Raw genomic sequence first — 21087 nt, forward strand, 5'->3', positions numbered from 1 at the left:
ACCTTAACAGTAGTGTCATAGTTTAGCATGTTTATATCTTTCAAAATGGTACTTGTTCAATGATCAGAAAACTCATTTTATTGGTGTTATTCGGCTTAATGTCATTTGTTGCAAATGCCAAAACAATTGAACTTCAGGAGAACAACATGCGTCAAATATTTGTACTTCATGGTTATTCAGCCTCTATAGATGATCACTGGTTTTTAGACCTAAAACATCAGATAGAAGACGAACATACAATCGTTACCTTAATTCCATTTCCAGATTCTGAACATCCGGATGTGGAAGCATGGCAGAAAGTTTTAGATCAACATATCCCTACTGTGGATGAAAATACGTATTTCGTTGCTCACAGTTTAGGTGTTATTACTTTGCTACACTTTTTGCAAAGACATGATTACCAGAATGTTGGTGGAATGATTTTAGTATCTGGATTTTCTGGTCCAATTTCAGATTTTTCTCCACTCGATGCTTATATAACAAAAAGCAAAGTCGATACGAGTTACTTTCATCGCATAAAGAAAAAACTTGTGTATTTGTCTGATAATGATGATTTGGTTCCACCAAAACTTACGATTCAATTCGCTAAAGAAATTGATGCGCCGTACATTACAGTGCCTAATGGCGGGCACTTTTTAGGAAGGGAAGGTTATACGACGTTTCCACAAGTTGTGAATTCTTTAAAAGAGATGTTAGAGAGCAAATAAAATTTATAAAATAAATCGCATTCTATAATCTGGACACTTTTGTCTCAGTTATAGAGTGCTTTATAGGATGCAGTTTTAATAAATAGAAGAACCGTACTATTACATTAAAAAATTTAATTATATTTACCGTTTATCTGAGCATTACTGAATCAAATTCGACTTTGTTGTAGCCTATTCATAGATACTTTTAATTTAATCATCATCTTTTTAATTTGAATAGGGTGACTGATTTTTGGAGCAAGTTATGAACTTTCTAAAACAATCAGCCTTCATTGCTGTATTTGCTTTTATGGGTTTACCGACTGTTCAAGCAGAAGAGGTGGCTACTTTACCAACAATTCGCGTTATGGCTGAATCTGAGCTACGTGAAGAGGTGGGATTTGTACCCTTCCAAGAAGATAAAAAAGTGCGTCAAGCTCTGCAACATCATGAGTATAAAACTCACTACGATATACAAAATGCTTTAGTCCCTGAAGGCATGACTACTGTAGATTATCAGCCAGTTATGGCACAACCTGATTTGTCTCAACTTTCTCCATTCTTACAACAATACATTTTAGCGGTAGCAGGAGGAATACAGTCCTCTGACCCGACCAACGGTATTTTTAAAATGTTAGAGCCTCTGAAAATTGACCGAAGTAATGTCGATGCTTTTCGTGATGGGACAATGAAAGTGAATATTAATGACATTATAGATTTACAGAAGAAAATCGAAAATGGATTAGCTGGTCGATAAGTTAATTTATTTTGTATATTCATAGGATGTTTATTTACTACTTATCTAAAAATAAAAAATATATTTATTTGGATGTTGAAATAGACTGAGAGAATTCTTCTTAGATAAGTAGAAATTTAAATATTGTAAGTTTAATATAGCTACTATATTGAATTTTATAATATTTAGAGGGCACTGTGGAAATAACAGAAAGTTTAAAAGAAATAATTAAAGCTAGTCCAACTGCTCCCTTCCTTTTTATTGGTTCAGGTTTTTCTAGACGTTATTTAGGTTTAGAGGATTGGAAAGGATTATTAAGTAGATTTGGTTCTAAATTGCCTTCTGGTTTCATACGTTACGTTAGTGAAAGTAATGGTGATCTTGCTCTTGCAGCAGAAAAGATGTCAGACCCTTATTCTGAATATTGGTGGTCACTACCAGAATCAGAAGAAATAGCTAATAAACCTGAGTGGCATACTCATATCTCTTCACCATTACGATACGATATATGTGAATATCTAAAATCTTGTGATATGGATAATAGAGGATTAGAGAACGAGCTAAAAATACTCACCTCAAGTAAAACAATTATTGATGGAATTATTACAACAAATTGGGATTTACTTTTAGAAAATCTTTTTGCTAAGGATAATTATAAAGTTTATGTAGGACAGGGAAGCTTATTATTTTCTAATCCTCAAAAATTGCAGAAATATATAAAATACATGGTTGCTGTACAGACCCAAAATCTTTAGTGCTAACTAAAAAAGATTATGATGATTTTCACAAGAAAAATCCTTATTTAGCTGCAAAACTTTTATCAATATTTATAGAGCATCCTATTATATTCATGGGGTATTCTTTACATGATGAAAATATAAGATCAATTTTATGTTCTATTTCAGAAATGATGTCAAATGAAGAGCATAGAGCAAAATTGGCTAATAATTTAATTTTCATCAATTGGGAAAAAGATGGTATTGATTCGATTTCTAAAACGCATTTAAATTTTAGTGAAAGTAAAAGTATACCTATAACAGAAATAAAAACTGACGATTTTTCAAAAATTTTTTTAGCTTTACAAGGTAATGAACGTAAAATTCCTGCATATATTTTACGTATTTTTAGAGAACAATTTTATGAAATTGTCCAAGGGGAAGAACCAGAAAATAAATTATACTGCCCTACAGATATTGATGAAATTATTCAATCAGGTAAAGAAATAGAGTTTGTAGCAGGATTCGGGGTTGCAAAGGAAAGATATGGTAAAGTTGGGTTAAGAGGAGTTGATTTTAAAATGATACTATCAGATGCCATATATGGGGACATTGAGTTTGATAGAGCACAAATTCTAAATAATACTCTTTCAGATATCTGTAAGCCAACAGTATATGTTCCTATTCAGAGATTCATTAAAGCGGATCCTAATTTTAAGCCATTGAAAAATGCGCCTACGAACTTTAAAAATTTATTTAATTTTAATGAGAAAACATTTGTATCTAAGATAGCTAAAGGTTATAGAAATTCTTATAAAACGAAAAATCTTATTTCTGTTGATATTGTAGAGATTATTGAAAACCGCCAATATAGTGAACCTATCCGTGCAGATTACTTAGGGCAGTATATAGTTGATAATAACTCACCAAAAAATTTAAAAATTTTAGAAGGTTATTTGAAAGAAAATTTTGAAGAATATTGGAATAATTCAAATTATAAACGTTTAGTTTGTATTTATGATTGTCTAGTTAATAAATAAAAAATCCCCGCATTGAGCGGGGATTTTTTTATCTTGGTGTTAATTAAACACGTTCGATCACTGTTGCAATACCTTGACCAAGGCCGATACACATGGTCGCAAGACCGATTTGAGTATCTTGTTGTTCCATTACGTTCAACAACGTAGTGGTAATACGCGCACCAGAACAACCTAGTGGGTGACCCAAGGCAATCGCACCACCATTTAAGTTAATGATGTCTTGCTTGTCGTAAATACCTAAGCCTTTCATTACTGATAAGCCTTGAGCAGCAAATGCTTCGTTTAACTCGATAGTTTGAATATCAGCCATCGTTAAACCAGCACGTTTAAGGGCTTTTTGAGTTGCTGGAACTGGACCGTAACCCATGATTGCTGCGTCACAACCTGCAACTGCCATAGAGCGAATTACAGCGCGTGGTTTTAAACCTAATGCTTGTGCGCGTTCAGCAGACATAAGTAACATTGCAGAAGCACCATCAGATAAAGCTGAAGATGTAGCCGCAGTTACAGTACCGCCTTTCGGGTCAAATACAGGACGTAATGCTTTGAACGCTTCAAGGTTTGCATCTGGACGAATTACTTCATCGATGTCGCAAAGGATTTTAAAGCCATTCGCATCATGGCCTTCAACACCAACGATTTCGTTTTTGAAACGACCTTCTTGAGTTGCAGCCCAAGCACGGCGGTGAGATTCAACACCAAAAGCGTCTTGCTCTTCACGGCTAATACCATTCATGCGACCTAACATTTCAGCAGTTAAGCCCATCATATTAGATGCTTTTGCATAGTGTTTAGATGCTTCTGGGTTTAAGTCGATGCCGTGCATCATACCTACGTGACCCATGTGCTCTACACCACCAATAATGAAAATATCACCTTGGTTTGTTGCAATCTGTGCAGCAGCAGTATGAAGCGCTTGCATAGAAGAACCACAAAGACGGTTTACTGTTTGACCAGCAACAGTTTTTGGTAAGTCAGCCAATAGGCCGATGTTACGGCCAATATTCATACCTTGTTCTAGAGTCTGGTTTACACAACCCCAGATCAGGTCTTCAACTTCGTTTACATCAAACTGGTTACGAGCAACGAGTGCACGAACCAATTCAGCAGATAAGCTGTCAGCACGTACATTACGGAACATACCGTTTTTGGTTTTACCCATTGCAGAACGTACGCCATCAACGATGACAACGTCACGTGGATTTAAAGTAGCCATTCACGTTGCTCCTTAACCGTAGAATTTTTTGTTGTTAGCAGCCATGTCACGCAACATTTGTGGCGCTTCATAAGCCTTACCTAAGTGTGCATATTTGTCGCAAAGTGCAACGTATTCAGCAACACCTGTTTGGTCGATATAACGACATGGACCACCACGGAATGGAGGGAAACCTACACCCATAATCATTGCCATGTCTGCTTCAGCAGCAGTTGCAACAATGTTGTCTTCTAAGCAACGAACTGTTTCGTTACAGAAAGCAAGCATCATGCGGTCAATGATTTCTTGGTTATCAAACTCGCGTTTTTCACCAGTGACGAAAGGAGCAATGATTTCATATGCTGTTGGATCAACAGTTTTTGTTTTTTTGCCTTTCTTATCGAGTTCGTATTTGTAGAAACCAACGTCATTCTTTTGGCCAAGACGTTTAGCTTCGTACATTGCTTGGATTGAACCTTTGTAGTCTGGCTTCATACGGTCTGGGAAACCTTCAGCCATGACTTCTGCACCATGCACACCTGTGTCGATACCTACAACGTCGATAAGGTAAGCAGGACCCATTGGCCAGCCAAATTTCGACATTACATTGTCAACTTGCTGGAAGTCTGCGCCGTCTTTTACAAGAAGGTCGAACGCACCGAAGTAAGGGAACAATACACGGTTAACCAAGAACCCTGGGCAGTCGTTTACAACGATTGGTGTTTTACCCATTTTTTGAGCAAGAACAACAGTAGTTGCAATCGCTTCTTCAGAAGTCTTTTCACCACGAATCACTTCTACAAGCGGCATCATGTGAACTGGGTTGAAGAAGTGCATACCAACGAAGTTTTCAGGACGTTGTAATGCTTTTGCTAAACGCGTGATTGAAATCGTAGAAGTATTAGAAGCAATAATCGTATTTTCACGAACATTCTTTTCAGTGTCTGCAAGAACGATTTCTTTTACTTTTGGATTTTCTGTAACTGCTTCGATCACGATATCAACTTCTTTAAACTCATCGTAGCTTAAAGTAGGACGGATACGTGCAAGCGTTTCACCCATTTGCGCAGGTTTCATTTTCTTGCGTTCAACTTGTTTAGTTAACAAGCTGTTCGCTTCTTTCATACCTAGAGCAAGTTGTGGGTTACCAATATCTTTCATAATAATTGGTGTGCCTTTGCTTGCCGCTTGGTAAGCAATACCACCACCCATGATACCAGCGCCAAGTACAGCTGCTTGGTTTACAGGGTGTGCACCTTTTTCATATTTTTTAGCAGTTTTCTTAACAACTTGGTCATTGAGGAATAAACCAATCAATGCACCAGCTTGTGGTGTAATCGCAGCTTTTGCAAAACCTTCAGCTTCAGCTTTTAATGCTTCGTCACGCGCAAGGCTTGCACCCGCTTGTAATGAATCAAGTAATAATTTTGGAGCAGGGTATTGAGCAGGGTTTGCTTTAGCAAGTACGGCACCTTTTGCAGTATTGAACGCCATCATTTGTTCAAGCGGGTTCAATTTTACAGCTTCAAGCTTTTCTTGACGTTTTGCTTTCCAGTTTAAACGACCAGAAATTGCTTGCTTAACCAAGTCAGTTGCAGCTTCAAGTAATTTATCAGCAGCTACAACTGCATCTACAGCGCCATCTTTTAGAGCAGCAGCCGGTTTTTTAGGAGTAGCCATTGCCATCCATTCAACCGCGTTGTCGATACCGATCAGACGGCTTAAACGTACGCTACCACCGAAACCTGGGTAGATACCAAGTTTAATTTCCGGTAAGCCCACTTGTGCAGCTTCTGACATCACACGATAGTCACAAACTAAACACATTTCAAAACCGCCACCTAACGCCATACCGTTAATAGCAACTACTTTTGGAATCTCTAAATCTTCAAAACTATTGAAGATTTCGTGAACAGGCATAAGCCAGTCAACAATCGCTTTTTCGCCTTGTGCGAAGTTTTCACCAAACTCGGTAATGTCTGCCCCAACAATAAATGTCGATTTGCCTGAGGTAACAACTAAGCCTTTAATATCATTATTTGCTTTTACCGCAGCAATAGCAGCTTGGAAATCTTCAATTGTTGCACGGTTAAATTTATTGACCGACTCACCTTGTAAGTCAAAGCGGAATTCTGCAATTCCGTCCGAAAGCATTTGGACGGTAATGGCATTGCCAGCGTGGATCATGCCTGATCTCCTTAGTTTTGGAGGACTTCTAAGTTGATGTTATGAAGCGTGTGCACATCTTAGGTACACATTTATGCTTCGCTAATCTTACGATAACTATATCTAAAAAAAACCTGACAAGTTGTATCAAGCCGTGACGCAAGGGTCATCAATTATTTTTAAATAATTTTTTTAATCTATATTTATGAAAAATATATTTTTAATTGTAAAAGCTTCTTGTTAAGAGGGGGTAAGATAAAGCTGGGAAATGTAGTAGACAATTAATAAATTATTTTTGGTCTAGTAATAAAAATTAATATTTTGTGTGAATTATTAGACAGACAGTATTGTCTATTTTTTTATCTTTGGATAAACTTTGTGTTATAAAAATGTTCAATAAAGTATCTATTATGTTAAAAAATAAATTTATGATTTTGGCTATCCTTCCTTTTATGTTGAGTGCATGTGGAGGCGGTGGTTCTAGTGATAATAATTCTGCAAATAACAACCAAAGTGGTACATCACAAGATTCTATTGCGGATGGTACGCGTTATTATTTTATGGATTACAATGCTAATGAAAAAACAGATGAGCTAAATAATGCTTATTTTGAAATTTTTAATAAAAAATCAATAGATGGCTCCTCTAATCAAGCTTTAAATGAGTATTTATTAACAGAGAAAAAACTCTATTTCCCTACTGATAAAGCACTCAATGTCATGAATTTTAATTCAATGACAGATTGGAGATTAGACATCATTGGAGATGTTAAAGAGGATTGGAAATTTCAAAGAGTTGATTTATCTGATAAGAATATGTTTGATACTGTCTTGCCAGGATATCGAGCATTAGGCTTTTCAGTGAGTGATGAAAGTACGACTAATGGGCGTCTATTTCTTACTACCTATGGACAGAATAAATTCCCTCAAGGGAGTAGCTGTTATCGTTTAGTTTCAAAAAAATCTAATCAAGAAACATTTGCATTTAATATTGATCAAAACTATGAAATTAATCAAAGTTTTGATCAGTTTGATGCTGAAAATGGTCCTTATCTTAATTATTTGAATCAAACAAATCCATTTGGTTTTACTTATAAAGCAGTTAAGGGATCATGGCAAAATGTTCTATGGACAACGATTTATGATACTACTTTAGGTTTTGCTATTGGTGATGGTGTTGCGGTGCAATATCAAGGTAAGCTCTATAAAGCAAATTATACGAGTAACATTGCTTGGACTGCTGATCAAGAGATTAAGCATTGGGAAATATATTTAAAAAATACAGATGATCCTGAAGAGCTCCGTTTTGCCCAATTAACAATTGCTCAATTGAAATCTGGTTGTTATGCCTACAATGAAACCGCTGCAAAAGCACTTGTTTCTCTGACTGGATTAGATTGGAAACCATATCAAGACTAACTTTGGAAGTTGAGTTTGAGAAATCTCAAAAATGGTTATTTTTGAGATTTCTATTTAGCCAAAAAATAATACTTGCTGATCTAGGTCTGAATTTTCTTCGAGACTTTGTTATTATTCCCTCAATTTCAAATTCCTTCGAAGTATCTTTAAAGATGCTTAAATGCGAGTAACTATATGATTAAGTGGATCATATTAGCGATTTTTGTGATATCAGCATTGTATATCCAACATCGCGGCAAAGTGCGTCACTCGTTTTATCGTCAATTTTTTGACCATTCAACCTTGCTCGCACCGATTAACTTTTTAATGTACATCTTTTCAAAGGTGCCGAATCAGCCTTATATCGACACACAGCATTTTAAAGATTTAAAAGTGCTGGATGAAAATTGGGAAATGATTCGAGATGAAGCGAAAGCTTTATATGACCAAGGCGGAATTAAAGCTTCAAGTACCTATAACGACTTAGGTTTTAACTCATTCTTTAAAACAGGTTGGAAGCGTTTTTACCTCAAATGGTATGAATCGAGTCATCCATCTGCTGCTGAGCTTTGCCCAAAAACTACAGCACTTCTTAAAACATTGCCGACAATTAAAGCAGCAATGTTTACCGAGCTTGCACCTGACAGCCGTTTGGTAAGACACCGTGATCCATATGCAGGTTCTTTGCGTTATCACTTAGGTCTAATTACACCAAATGATGATCGTTGTTTTATTGACGTCGATGGCGAAAGATATTCTTGGCGTGATGGTCAAAGTGTTGTGTTTGATGAAACTTATATTCACTATGCTGAAAATAAGACTGATCAAAACCGTATTATTTTCTTTGCAGACGTTGAACGTCCAATGAAAGTAAAATGGATGGAGCGTTTCAACCATTGGTTTGGTCGTAATGTGATGACTGCGGCAAGCTCACCGAATGAAACAGGCGACCAAACAGGTGGCCTAAATAAAGCTTTTGGTTATGTCTATCAAATTCGTATTAAAGCTAAAGCATTAAAAGCTAAAAACCGTAAGTTGTATTACTTCTTAAAATGGTTCCTCATGCTTGGGATTTTCTTCCTGATTTTTGTTCGACCATATGTATTTTAATTAAAGCGCCCGAAAGGGCGTTTTTTATTTTGATTATTTAAATAATTTGCATTTATTTTATGCATTTAAAAAAGATTATTGGCATGAATAGTACTTTATTTAAGATTTTAGGTGAATTTTATATTAATTATTGGGATGATAATACAACTGGTAAATATATACCTTTCTTGTACTTAATAAATTTAAAAATTTGCGTGGAATATAAATGAATACGGTGATGAAACAAGCTTTAGTAATAACTACATTCAGTGCAGCAGTAATATTGACTGGATGTGGTAAATCTAAGCCAGAGCCAAAATCAAAAACAGAAAAAGTTGAGGTAGTTTCGGATTGGAGTTGTACACACCCTGAGAATTTAAATCAGATTCAAACTTCTTTGAAAAAAGAATATTTGAAGCAAATTGAGCGTAGCTTAAGACAAAGTCAATATCAGGTTGATGCAGATATTCTTAATAAAATTAATCAAGGTTTGAAGTTTGAAATTAAAAATATCCGCACTTTACCATTAGAAGACGAAAGCCAAAAAAATACACAATTAAGTTGTGAAAGCCAATTGGTCATTTCACTGCCGAAAGGTTTACAAAAACGTGCGGAAAAAGCATATATTGAAGAGCTGCGTCATTCTGATGAAGAATCGCAGACGCTCAATGACTATTTTTCGGATAATGAATCATCTTTGACTCTTGAAAATGACCAATTGAAAGGTGACTTTTTCTATAACATCACAAAAACAGATAAAGAGGGTTTGGTGTTTGACTTGCCAACTCAAAATAGTGTGATTGAAGGATTGGTTTTTGTTGCCACTAAAGCTGTGCAATATGCAGCTTATGTTAAAGAAAATGAGTTGATTGAAGAAAATATTGAAGAAAATCAGCAAATATCTGAACAAAATAATGAAGAGCAGACTGCTTTGGCTCAGGAAGCCATGGATGTTCGTAAAAAAGAATTGGATAGTGACAAAGCGAAGCAAGTGGAACGCTTAAATCAGACTTGGGACAAATTGAGTGCTGAGAAAAAAATTCAATTTAAACAAGATCAATCGGATTGGTTTAAAAAACGTGATGTTGAATGTAAGGTGCTGGCACAAAAGACTGTAGATGAAATTCCTGAAAAAGACTTAGAAACTTACCAAAAGCAATCCGATTATTGGACTGCTGACATGCGTAAGCAAAACCAAGACATGCAATATACACAGTGCTTTACTCAAAAAACGATAGAGCGAACGGTTTATTTAAATAATTTAAATTAATCCTAAAACTCTTTATAAATGCTTAGCCAGTCGTATTGAAAGGAATGCGATTAACCAATTACGGGCAAATACTCTACTTTTACAAGTAGGGGTTTAAGCTCAGTAATTGAATTTCATTTGTAATGTATATTTATACAAATATTAAAGCGCCCGAAAGGGCGTTTTTTTATGACATAAAGTATCTAATAGATTTTGTGACCTATTTCACAGTGCTGGTAATTTGTTACAACTATTAAGAGCCAATAGGTAATTTTGATTCTACAATGGCGCGGTTTTTTCGAAGACTGGTCAGCGGAAGTAGGTTTAAAATGGCTCATGCTCATCACGCAGCTCATACACATGTTCATCATATCGAAGAGAGAAAAGAAGAAAGTTCTCAAGGCGATTTAAAAACAAAAGTGATGTTAAGACAAGCAGCTTCGAAGACTGAAAAATCTAATCGATCTAGAACTAAAAATCATAAAACTGAAGACCAAAATATTAATTTGCATAAGTTCTCAAGTAAGCTCGAAAGTATCTCTGCCAACCATAGTAAAGAGAAATGTGCCAAAAATATTCGCATTGCTCTACAAGCGGCTGGAGCAGATGTGTCAAAGCATCCTGTAGCTGCTTCTGATTGGGGGCAAACGCTAGAAAAGAATGGTTATAAGAAAATTAAACCTGCTTTTAACCGTCCACAAGAAGGTGACATTTACATTATTGAGCGAACAAGTGGTCACACCTATGGTCATATTGCAGGCTATACGGGCAATGGTTGGTTCTCGGATTTTCGTCAAAAAACCTATGCGGTCTACAAAGAAAAAGACGTTAAATATAGTTACTATCGTCTAGATTCTTAAGCAAGTACGACACAGTCTGTCGGGTCATATCTAAATCCCTTTCCAAATTTATGTTCTGGCACAGTAAAGCACTTGAAAAGTAAGGATGAAAACATCACATTAGGTATTCAGTATTAAGCCATGCATGCCAATAGTGAATCAAAACGCTCGTCCCCATATTGAAAAAATTTTAGCCAACATGACCCAACTTCCAGGTGTTTATAAAATGCTAGGGAAGGAGGGTGAATTGTTATATGTCGGCAAAGCAAAAAACCTAAAAAATCGGGTGTCGAGTTATTTTGTTAAAACGATTGAGCATCCTAAAACACAAGCTTTAGTTGCACGAATTTATGATATTGAAACTTTGGTTACTCGTTCAGAAACTGAAGCTTTACTCTTAGAACAAAATTTAATTAAACAACATCGTCCGCCTTATAATATTATGCTGCGGGACGATAAGTCTTACGTCTATATTTTTGTTTCGGCTGATAAGCCTTATCCTCGGCTTGCCAGTGGGCGTGGTAAAGGTAAGCACCAAATTGGTAAGTTTTTTGGCCCGTACCCAAGTGCCTATAGTGCACGTGATACGTTACTGGTTTTGCAAAAACTTTTTAATGTGCGTCAGTGCGAAAATAGTTATTTCTCACAGCGCAAGCGTCCATGTTTGCAATACCAGATCAAGCGGTGTTCAGCTCCGTGCGTAGGTCTGATTTCACCCGAAGATTATAAAGAAGACGTTAATAATAGTATTCGCTTTTTGCAAGGTGATACCAAAGAGCTTAATCAAGAGCTCATTGCCAAAATGGAACAAGCAGCGGCTGAGCTTGAATTTGAAAAAGCTGTTTTTTACCGTGATCGATTGTCTTTACTGCGTGAAGTTCAAGCGCAACAAGCCGTGTTTAAAGTCAAAGGCGAAGCGGATATTCTGGCAATTGCATATCAGGCAGGTGTGACATGCGTGCAAATTATGTATGTACGCAATGGGCGAATGCTGGGTGGAAAAAGTTATTTCCCAGACATGCTGGGTGATGATCTTGGGCAAATGCTCAGTGACTTTATGGCGAACTTTTACTTTCAGGTTGCAGATGAAGTTCCCAATGAGCTTATCGTAAATATTGCTTTGCCTGACTGTAAAGAATTAGAAGAAGCGTTGGCACAGCAGTTTGGCAAAAAGGTTCAGATTAAGAGTAATGTTCGAGAAACTCGTGCCGAGTGGCTGGAGCTAGCCGAAATGAACGTTCAACATGCCATTAAGGGGCAGTTGAGTAATCATTTAGAACTTAATGAACGTTTCCATCAGTTAGAGCAAGTGGTGGGAAGACCTGTCGATCGGATTGAATGTTTTGATATTAGTCACACCATGGGTGAAGCTCCAATTGCCTCTTGTGTCGTGTTTGACCAAGGCGGGGCTCGTAAGCGTGACTACCGTCAATTTGCGATTCAAGACATCACAGCAGGCGATGACTATGCTGCTATGCGGCAAGCCTTAACACGTCGTTATAAAAAGGCCATATTGCCTGATTTACTGTTGATTGATGGTGGTAAAGGCCAACTTCATATGGCGATGGAGGTCATGCAAGAGCTGGGCCTAGACGCTTTTATGGTGGGTGTATCTAAAGGTGAAGGGCGTAAACCCGGACTTGAAACCCTGCATTTTACTGACGGCACAAAAATCCAATTGCCGGAAGACCATAAGGCATTGCATTTGATTCAGCAGGTGCGTGATGAGGCCCATCGTTTTGCGATTACCAAACATCGTGCTAAACGTGATAAACGCCGTAGTACCTCAGTTTTGGAAGCAATTCCAGGATTAGGACCAAAGCGCCGTCGAGATTTATTAACCCATTTTGGTGGGATTCAAGGTGTTTTAAAAGCATCTGAAAAAGAGCTTACTCTTGTGCCCGGTTTTGGTGAAATGATGGCAAGAACGATTTATAAAATTCTGCATGAATAGAGCATGTTTCTATGCTGAGTGACCAAATAGTTGGCATATAAGTACAAGAATGATCATTCACTTTCCCTTCAAAATGATGAAAGATGTTTCATCAAAAGTCAGAGTGCTTTAGGGAAGGAATGTCATTATTGCAATTATTTGAAGAAATAAAACAAAAGGAATGGATTGAAATACCTGAAGGGTGGTTGCAGGGGCGAACTGTTTTTGGCGGTCTTGTCGCTGGATTACTTATGCAAAAGGCCTGCTGCAATATTCAAGATCCAAATAAAAGATTATTAAGCTGTAGTATTACTTTTGTGGGGCCTGTACAGCAGGGACCTGCTCAATTGACTATTGAAATTTTAAGAGAAGGGAAGTCGGTCACTACGCTTGAAACCCGTTTATGGCAAGATGGCGCGGTACAAACGATTTTGGTCGCAAGCTTTGGTGTGCCGCGTGCGTCGAATATTGAAGTGCGACATGAGCCTAACGTTCCAGTTTATAGGCAACCTGAAGAGTTACAACCTATTCCTTTTGCTAGACAAATGCCAGAATGCTATCAACATTTTGATGTATGCTGGGCGGAAGGTCATTATCCTGTTACAGGAAGTCAGTATGCTGACTTTGGAGGATGGTCAAGGTTTAATCCCGATAAGCATGAAAATCGTCAAATGACTTTGCCAGATTTAATTGTCTTGATGGATATTTGGCCACCTGGTGTATTGCCGATGTTTAAGCAAGTTGCTCCTGCAAGTTCTTTAACTTGGCACATTACCTATGTCCATCCGTTCCAACATCAATTGTGTGACTGGTTTAAATATAAAGTGATAACTGAATATGCAGGTGAAGGTTATTCCACAGAATATGCCCATCTTTGGGACCAAAATGATCATTTAATTGCAATTTTACGGCAAACTGTTACGGTATTTACCTAAGCAGTCCACTTCCTCGATTCATATATTTCGTATAAAGTGGCTGTTACAGATAGATACAATATTGAAGAAAGTATTTTTGTCTGTTACAAGATGCATGAAGACTTAATTGGCGGTGTTTATGACCACAGGGCGAATCCTGAATATCCCAAATATCCTAACATTAGCGCGTATCGCGCTTATTCCTGTATTTTTGGTGATCGCGTATTGGCCGCCTGCAATGGGTATTGGTGAGCATGAAGGTAGTATGAGTCGTCATATTATCTTGACGGCTATTTTTGTGTTTGCTGCTATTACCGATTGGTTTGATGGCTATTTAGCACGAACTTTAAACCAAACTTCAGCATTTGGCCGTTTTTTAGATCCAGTTGCAGATAAGCTCATGGTGGCGGCTGCACTGATTGTTTTAGTGCAGTGGAATCCAACCATTTCAATGGCTTTTGCGGCAATTGTGATTATTTCACGGGAAATTACAGTTTCTGCTTTACGTGAATGGATGGCAGAACTTGGCGCACGTACCAGTGTGGCAGTATCGACTGTAGGTAAATATAAAACAGCCTTTCAGATGATTGCCATTAGTGTGTTCTTACTTAATTGGCAGCCTTTAGAAATGCTTGCCTATGCTTTGTTATATACAGCGGTCATTTTAACTCTATGGTCAATGTTTATTTACCTCAAAGCAGCTTGGCCTTATTTAAAGCAGCCTTAAGTGCATATTGAAAGATTAAGCCTTTCTACAATGAAAGGCTTTTTTTATTTTTAAAGAGTGCAAGAATCGGGTCGTCATAGGGCTTTGGCTACTTTAATGTAAGATATAAGTACTAAGGAGGTGACACATGCAAATGCTTTCTTCTCGGCAATTTGCTGTAATTGCCACTGTGATTGAATATTTATATGAACATCTAGATCAGCAACCCAGTTTAGACGATGTTGCGAGCCATATGAATTTAAGTTCAGGTTATATTCAACGCCAGTTTCAGGAATGGGTAGGGATTAGCCCGAAAAAATTTGTGCAATATATGAGTTTGCAACAGGCTAAATATTATCTGATGCAACAGCGGAGTTTATTGGAAACTGCTTTAAATACGGGTTTATCTGGCACAGGACGTTTACACGATCTGTTTATTCAGCTTGAAGGGATGACGCCTGGGGAATATAAACAAAAAGGCGAAGGCGTTATTCTTAATTATTCGGTTGAGACAAGTCCCTTCGGTGAGTTGTTGGTGGTCAGTAGTGAAAAAGGAATATGTTCTATACGGTTTATCGAAACTCACGACAATATTGAACAACTAATTAAACAGTACTTTCCGAAAGCTCAATTGAAAAATCAGTCACCGATTTGGCATCAACAAATTGCAAAGTGGTTTGAACAGGATTTTTCAGAACACTTACAGCAGAAACTTCCTCTTAATTTGGCTGGAACCCCATTTCAGCTACAAGTATGGGAAGCCTTGCTCACCATTCCAGAAGGCCAATTGCGTACTTATCAAGACATTGCAGAGCAAATTGGGAAGCCTAAAGCAGTCAGAGCCGTTGCTACTGCAATTGGACAAAATCCGATTGCATATCTGATTCCTTGCCATCGAGTGATCCGTGCCACAGGGATGGTCGGAGAATATCATTGGCAAAAGGGGCGTAAATTGGCATTGTTAGCTTGGGAGATGTCAAAGCAACATGGAGAGACCGTATGACCTTGGATTTATTTTCTCCAGAGCCTTGTGAGAATTTATTACCCTACGATGGTGAAGTTCAGGACTATGGTTGTATTTTAAGCCCTGAAGAAGCTGAACAATATTTTGATTATCTTTACCAACACCTCGCATGGAAACATGACGAGGCTAAGTTGTATGGCAAGCACTTTATTACAGCTCGAAAAGTTGCATGGTATGGAGATGACTACTATCAATATAAATATTCGGGTGTCGCACGTGATTCTTTGCCGTGGGACAAAGCACTCGCCAAACTAAAACAACAGGTAGAGCGAATACTTTCAGAAAAATTTAATTCTTGTTTGGCAAATCTTTATGAAGATGGAACTCAAGGTATGGCTTGGCACAGTGACTCGGATGTATCTTTGGCAAGAACGACAACAATCGCCTCTTTAAGCTTTGGTGCTACTCGTAAATTTTCTTTTAGACATATTCAAAGTAAAGAGAAAGTTGAATTGTGGCTACAGCCAGGCCAACTCATTGTGATGCGTGGTGAGACTCAACAATATTGGCAACACCGTTTAAATCGCTCAACAAAGATTTTACAACCACGTATTAATCTTACTTTTCGGCAATTTAAGTTTTTATAACCTTCATTAAAAAGCGGGCAAGAAAAAAGCCCATGATGGCAGCATGAGCTTATTCCTCTGAGGGGGATGCTTCTACTGATGAGCTGCTGATGAAAAGAATCATCAATAGGAGCTAAAATCATAATATGAGAATATTGTGATATATTCAATGTTTTAAAGTGTAAGAAAAGTTTAAATTATCATAAGGTGGAGTTTTAGATTTCACCTTTTTCAGATAATTCCATAAAACGTTGTTCAATAAGTGCTGCATTTTCTTGCAAAATTTCGATGAGCTTTTCAACGTTTAAAAAATCAAAACGATTTTTAGAGGCAACTAGAGTTAAAGCTAAAGGTACTTCTTTGTTTGAAAAACGAACAGGAACAGCTAGACCTGAAACATTTGGGTCAATCTCACCTTGTGAGAAATAGAACCCTTGTTTTTTAATTTTACGCATACGCTGAATAAAGCTCGGTTCATCTTCAGCAAAACCTGATTGTTTTAATTCTTGCTGGTAACGGTGGTAGTAGTCTTGCATGCGTTGTTTACTTAAATGCGAAACCATTGTTTTTGGAGATGATCCAACGTAAATCGGTCTTGGGCAGCCTCGGCCATATGAAAGTAGCTCAGTGTCTTTAAATATTTCATGATGTATGTCAATGCAATAATCATCATTCAAATAGGTAAGCAAACAGCACAGTTCGGTACGCTCTACAATATTTCGCATAAATGGCGTGCTGATTTGAACCAGTGGGTCGGTTGTTCTAGATATATAGTCAAGAACTGCAATTTTTGAGCCTAAGGTATAATCGCCAGAGGTTCCATTAATGCGTTTTAATAGATCAGCTGATACTAGCTCTTTGAGGTAACGGTAACTCGTTGGTTTGGACAAGCCAAGTTCTTCGCAAATAATATCGACATTAATGATTGGACGCGAAACTGAAAATAGGTCCAGTACGGTTAAAATTTTGCCAAAACTTGAAATTGCCATAATGTCTTGTTCGTATCCTTTAACAACGAGTCATCTTTGAGTTTTTTATAACAGAAAAAAAGAAGATTTGTCTCAATTCTAAAATAAATGCCTGATTTGAGTATTTTACTCTGACAAAGAGAAAACTTCTCTCGGCTTATACATCATATACGATAATTAAAAAATATATCAAATTATCAAATAGAGATATTTTAGTTGACTAAATCGCTTTATTTTGAAAAAATTGCCAAACAAAATATCTAATCGAGAAATTGGTCGGTTCTAGATTGATTTCTTGATACCTCTTCTTTCCAAAGCTTGGCCGTTTAAATGGCGCCCAAACTGAAATCATCTCTGCCAATCAGGCGAGATGTGGAAAAATCATTGTATTGAAGGATGCTCCTCATATCATTTGCTTTGAGGCAAATGGCAAAGTTGTGTTGTCTTTAGAAAGACGATCAAATATTGAAGGGCATGCTCATCAGTTCAAATCTGTATTTGAGATGAGTTCATGTTATTAAAGCAAATACTGGCGTTCCGCCCGAGTAGGCTTGATCTGATCTTTGCCTTAAAAACATTTATTGCCGGAATGTTGGCACTATTTGTTTCGTTTGAATTAGATCTGATTAACCCGATGTGGTCGATTGGTACGGTCCTGATTATTGCCAATCCATATTCAGGAATGGTGTCCTCTAAATGTGTCTATCGAGTGGTAGGGACAATTGGCGGAGCTGTGATTGCCTTAACTCTAACACCACATTTAATTAATACACCTTGGATATTTACCGTGGTGTTGTCGTTGTGGGTGGGTTTTGCGCTTTATGTGTCGTTACTCGATCGTACTCCACGTAGTTATGCTTTTATGCTGGCCGGTTACTCGACAGCTATGATCGTCTTCAATGCGATTACCTATATTGATCAATACAATATATTCGATATTGCTTTAGCTCGGGTTATAGAAATTTCGATTGGCGTGATTTCAAGTGCAGTGGTTTCTGCCACGATTCTTCCAATGCATATTGGCTCGGCAATTAAACAGCGGGTGATAAAAACCCTAAAAGATACAGAGAATCTGTTTGCTAATTTATTAAATACAGATTTGCAGCAGAACAATACCCAGCTTTTGGCTGCCATTACTCGCGACACAACAGACATCCATGCCTTGGCAGTACATTTGAGCTATGAAAAGGGCGAACTGCATGGTATGACCAAACCCTTGCAGGAAATGCTTCATCAAATCTCAATGGTGGTGGCTAATCTAGTCGCTTTATCTGAGCGTATTAAGCAGCTTAAAGAACTTCGGTTTATCGAGACTCATGCAGAAAAACTGCAACAGCTTTCAGCTCATGTTGTACAGTTTTTAGAGCAAAAAGATCTAATCGTTGATGAAAATATTTTGCAGTTGCCTGATGAGTTTGAAAGCGATTTTGCAAGTTTGATGGAGTCGGCTTCTACACATCAACAAGTTTTAGTTGCAGCCATGAAAATGGATGTGCGTCATTTCATTAGCAATGTTTTAGCGGTTAAAGTTTTGTGGCAGCGAATTCAGCAAGGTAATAAAGAAATTCCTGACAACATTACCCCAATGACGACCAAATATCCAAGTTTGCACCGTGACCATGGTGTAGCGATACGAGGCGGTATCAGTGCAGTCCTTATTACATTTATTGTGACTGGAGTCTGGATTGTTTCGGGGTGGAAAGCTGGATTTATGATGGCACAGATGGGCGCAGTAACCGCCTGTATTTTAACGGCCTTAGATAACCCGGTTCCGGTTCTGCGTATTTTTATCTGGGGCAGTATAGCTTCAGCAGTTTTAGTCTTCGTTTATGCATTTGGTATTTTCCCGCATGTCACCACTTTCTGGGAACTTGGACTGGTTTTATTACCGATGTTCTTATTCGCAGTGTCTATGATGGCTAACCAGATGCTGATGCCGGTAGGAATGGTTTTGGGTATTAATACAATGATGGGATTAAACCTGCACAATGCTTATAGCATGGATGCAGTGTCTTATCTTGATAGTTCATTTGCCATGATCTTAGGTGTTTTAGTGTCTTTGATTGTCATTGATGTTGTTCGCGCCATGTCACCAGACACGAGTGCAAGCCGTATTTTAGCCTTGCATTACCGTGCCATGCGACAAGCGATCTATCTGCCATATGGTCTTGATTTTAAAGTTCATCTACGCAGTATGCTAGATCGGATTGGGATTCTAAACAGCAAAATGGTGCAATCAGACGAGATTAAAACTTCAATTCATCAGGCCCTGATTGAGTCGAGTAGTATTGTTGATTTAAGCCGATTGCAAGAGTTAGCCAATCAGTTTCCTCAAGCATCTGAACTCACTCAGCATATTGGCGATTTGCAACAAAATCTGGATGAGCTGTTTAGAGCTAAAGAAAACGATGAAAATGATATGACTGCTTTAGTAGAGCGGATCTACCGAGCGTTATTTGAATTAAAACAGCTTGCTTCAAATGTTGAAGATATGACTATGCGACAAAGACTACTCATTTCACTGAACAATATTGCTTATAGCATGTGCCACGTTTCATCAGAGCAAATGAATGAAAATAGCACCCTGAGAGGAGCCACAGCAAATGGGTGAGTTTAATGTTTATGGTATTTATGTGCCTTCTTTGCTCGTTCAAGCACTCTTGGCATATTTCTGTTTCCGTGGGTTAAGTCCTTTAACAAATAAGTTGATTGCACAAGGCTGGATTGCATTACCTAGTATTTTTAATTTGTGTTTTTACCTCTTATTACTTTTGGTAATACATCAAATTTTTGTTGGGGTCGGTGCGTAGAGATGTTTGCGAAATTAAAGATTGAGTTAGGTGAGTGAAATGAATCAGGTGGATTTGAAAAAAGTCATCCGTCCAGTAATTTTGATTGTCGCATTAATGGTGGCGGTCTATACCATTGTGCATTTATGGAATTACTATAATGCAGCGCCGTGGACGCGTGATGGTCGAGTTCGTGGTGACGTTATTCAAGTATCTTCGGATGTCGCGGGGCTTGTGACAGAAGTATTGGTTCAAGATAACCAGACTGTGAAAAAAGGTCAGGTGCTCTTTAAAATTGATGTTTCCCGCCGAGCTTTAGATGTAGAGCAGGCAAAATCTGATTTAGCAAAAGCAAATGCAGCCTTTGCCCAAGCGCAGGCGGGTTTAGCACAAGCAAAAGCGAACCTGATTAAATCGGATACGAATATTAAGTTAGCCGAGAAAAACGCAAGCCGCTACTCAAATCTTATGGATGGCGCTATCTCTAAACAAGAACAAGATCAAGTTTTCGCAACACGTGATCAATCTCATGCTGAACATGAGCAACTCCAAGCTGCTATTCAACAAGCGGAAGCAACTGTTAAGCAACAACAGGCTCTGATTGAGGCGGCAACGAGCAACTTGCATTTGGCCGAGCTTAATATGCATCGTGCTGCGGTGATTGCTCCAGCTGATGGTACTTTATCTAACTTTGATATGCGCCCAGGTAACTATGTTCAAGTTGGTCAGGCTGTTGCGGCACTACTTGACCGTAAACAACTCTATGTTGTGGGCTATTTTGAAGAGACGAAGTTAAACCGTATTCATGTCGGCGATCAGGCCAGTGTACAGTTAATGGGGGATAGCCAGAAAATTAAAGGCCATGTACAAGGTATTGCATCGGGTATCGAAGATCGTGAACGCTCAAGCAGTTCTAAACTTCTTGCCAATGTAAATCCAACGTTCAGTTGGGTTCGTTTAGCGCAGCGTGTGCCTGTGAAAATCGTATTGGATGAAACACCAAAGAACCAGCTTGCTTTCGTCTCTGGACGTACGGCAACTGTGCATATTATCGAGAAATAAAACAAGAAATTA

At 37.9% G+C, this 21087-nt stretch carries 21 protein-coding genes; 18 read left to right on the plus strand and 3 right to left on the minus strand.

Annotated features, from left to right (window positions below; all coding sequences use genetic code 11):
- The first annotated feature begins 59 nt into the window (after positions 1-59).
- The 4 genes from AW165_RS05365 to AW165_RS05380 all read left to right on the plus strand — a co-directional run bounded on the left by AW165_RS05365 (position 60) and on the right by AW165_RS05380 (position 3178).
- Positions 60-707 (plus strand): RBBP9/YdeN family alpha/beta hydrolase, encoded by a 648-nt coding sequence (locus AW165_RS05365; RefSeq protein WP_060465177.1) that lies wholly within the window; start codon positions 60-62, stop codon positions 705-707.
- A gap of 244 nt (positions 708-951) precedes the next feature.
- Positions 952-1443, plus strand: coding sequence for a hypothetical protein (locus tag AW165_RS05370; protein WP_060465178.1), 492 nt, complete (start codon positions 952-954; stop codon positions 1441-1443).
- A 176-nt stretch (positions 1444-1619) separates the two neighbouring features.
- The gene (locus AW165_RS05375; RefSeq protein ID WP_060465179.1) at positions 1620-2177 is read left to right on the plus strand and encodes a hypothetical protein; all 558 of its coding nucleotides are present in this window, start codon (positions 1620-1622) and stop codon (positions 2175-2177) included.
- Positions 2177-3178 (plus strand): SIR2 family protein, encoded by a 1002-nt coding sequence (locus AW165_RS05380; protein WP_265733002.1) that lies wholly within the window; start codon positions 2177-2179, stop codon positions 3176-3178. The genes AW165_RS05375 and AW165_RS05380 overlap by 1 nt, the downstream gene beginning before the upstream one ends.
- 43 nt (positions 3179-3221) lie before the next feature.
- Here the strand turns inward: AW165_RS05380 and fadA are convergent, their stop codons facing one another.
- Complete coding sequence (fadA, locus tag AW165_RS05385; RefSeq protein ID WP_005065826.1) at positions 3222-4394, minus strand: acetyl-CoA C-acyltransferase FadA; 1173 nt, start codon at positions 4392-4394, stop codon at positions 3222-3224.
- A gap of 12 nt (positions 4395-4406) precedes the next feature.
- Positions 4407-6560 carry a fatty acid oxidation complex subunit alpha FadB gene (fadB, locus tag AW165_RS05390; RefSeq protein WP_060465181.1) on the minus strand — a complete coding sequence of 718 codons (2154 nt, stop codon included), beginning with the start codon at positions 6558-6560 and terminating at the stop codon, positions 4407-4409.
- Positions 6561-6949: 389 nt separating this feature from the next.
- On the opposite strand from fadB, the gene AW165_RS05395 reads away from it, so the two are divergent.
- From AW165_RS05395 to AW165_RS05435, 10 genes are all read left to right on the plus strand, one after another.
- Positions 6950-7957 (plus strand): hypothetical protein, encoded by a 1008-nt coding sequence (locus tag AW165_RS05395; RefSeq protein WP_171071985.1) that lies wholly within the window; start codon positions 6950-6952, stop codon positions 7955-7957.
- 174 nt (positions 7958-8131) lie between these two features.
- Positions 8132-9046 carry a lipid A hydroxylase LpxO gene (gene lpxO, locus AW165_RS05400; RefSeq protein WP_000598899.1) on the plus strand — a complete coding sequence of 305 codons (915 nt, stop codon included), beginning with the start codon at positions 8132-8134 and terminating at the stop codon, positions 9044-9046.
- 83 nt (positions 9047-9129) lie between these two features.
- Positions 9130-9255: a hypothetical protein gene (locus AW165_RS19055; RefSeq protein WP_014208213.1), complete on the plus strand. Its 126-nt coding sequence runs from the start codon at positions 9130-9132 to the stop codon at positions 9253-9255.
- Complete coding sequence (locus tag AW165_RS05405; RefSeq protein ID WP_081410557.1) at positions 9252-10295, plus strand: DUF1311 domain-containing protein; 1044 nt, start codon at positions 9252-9254, stop codon at positions 10293-10295. The genes AW165_RS19055 and AW165_RS05405 overlap by 4 nt, the downstream gene beginning before the upstream one ends.
- A gap of 308 nt (positions 10296-10603) precedes the next feature.
- Positions 10604-11134 (plus strand): peptidoglycan hydrolase, encoded by a 531-nt coding sequence (locus AW165_RS05410; protein WP_060465182.1) that lies wholly within the window; start codon positions 10604-10606, stop codon positions 11132-11134.
- A gap of 133 nt (positions 11135-11267) precedes the next feature.
- Positions 11268-13067 (plus strand): excinuclease ABC subunit UvrC, encoded by a 1800-nt coding sequence (gene uvrC, locus AW165_RS05415; protein WP_002114749.1) that lies wholly within the window; start codon positions 11268-11270, stop codon positions 13065-13067.
- A gap of 119 nt (positions 13068-13186) precedes the next feature.
- Positions 13187-13981 (plus strand): thioesterase family protein, encoded by a 795-nt coding sequence (locus tag AW165_RS05420; RefSeq protein ID WP_060465183.1) that lies wholly within the window; start codon positions 13187-13189, stop codon positions 13979-13981.
- Positions 13982-14099: 118 nt separating this feature from the next.
- Positions 14100-14687 carry a CDP-diacylglycerol--glycerol-3-phosphate 3-phosphatidyltransferase gene (gene pgsA, locus AW165_RS05425; RefSeq protein WP_002114808.1) on the plus strand — a complete coding sequence of 196 codons (588 nt, stop codon included), beginning with the start codon at positions 14100-14102 and terminating at the stop codon, positions 14685-14687.
- A gap of 127 nt (positions 14688-14814) precedes the next feature.
- Positions 14815-15669, plus strand: coding sequence for a methylated-DNA--[protein]-cysteine S-methyltransferase (locus AW165_RS05430; RefSeq protein WP_060465184.1), 855 nt, complete (start codon positions 14815-14817; stop codon positions 15667-15669).
- The gene (locus AW165_RS05435) at positions 15666-16277 is read left to right on the plus strand and encodes an alpha-ketoglutarate-dependent dioxygenase AlkB family protein (protein WP_017385363.1); all 612 of its coding nucleotides are present in this window, start codon (positions 15666-15668) and stop codon (positions 16275-16277) included. The genes AW165_RS05430 and AW165_RS05435 overlap by 4 nt, the downstream gene beginning before the upstream one ends.
- Positions 16278-16471: 194 nt before the next feature.
- Here the strand turns inward: AW165_RS05435 and AW165_RS05440 are convergent, their stop codons facing one another.
- On the minus strand, positions 16472-17245 hold the full coding sequence (locus AW165_RS05440; protein WP_002114686.1) for an IclR family transcriptional regulator: 774 nt from the start codon (positions 17243-17245) through the stop codon (positions 16472-16474).
- Between the two features lie 368 nt (positions 17246-17613).
- Between AW165_RS05440 and AW165_RS19060 the strand changes: the two genes are divergently transcribed.
- From AW165_RS19060 to AW165_RS05455, 4 genes are read left to right on the plus strand one after another with little or no spacing between them, the layout of a single operon-like run.
- The gene (locus AW165_RS19060; protein ID WP_014208220.1) at positions 17614-17745 is read left to right on the plus strand and encodes a hypothetical protein; all 132 of its coding nucleotides are present in this window, start codon (positions 17614-17616) and stop codon (positions 17743-17745) included.
- Positions 17736-19835, plus strand: coding sequence for an FUSC family protein (locus AW165_RS05445; RefSeq protein ID WP_057089885.1), 2100 nt, complete (start codon positions 17736-17738; stop codon positions 19833-19835). Before AW165_RS19060 ends, AW165_RS05445 begins: the two co-directional genes overlap by 10 nt.
- Positions 19828-20034, plus strand: coding sequence for a DUF1656 domain-containing protein (locus AW165_RS05450; protein ID WP_032005689.1), 207 nt, complete (start codon positions 19828-19830; stop codon positions 20032-20034). The genes AW165_RS05445 and AW165_RS05450 overlap by 8 nt, the downstream gene beginning before the upstream one ends.
- A 39-nt stretch (positions 20035-20073) precedes the next feature.
- Positions 20074-21075: an HlyD family secretion protein gene (locus AW165_RS05455; protein WP_002114928.1), complete on the plus strand. Its 1002-nt coding sequence runs from the start codon at positions 20074-20076 to the stop codon at positions 21073-21075.
- Positions 21076-21087: the final 12 nt, after the last annotated feature.

The sequence above is a fragment of the Acinetobacter sp. LMB-5 genome, from assembly GCF_001541635.1.
GTDB lineage: Bacteria > Pseudomonadota > Gammaproteobacteria > Pseudomonadales > Moraxellaceae > Acinetobacter > Acinetobacter pittii.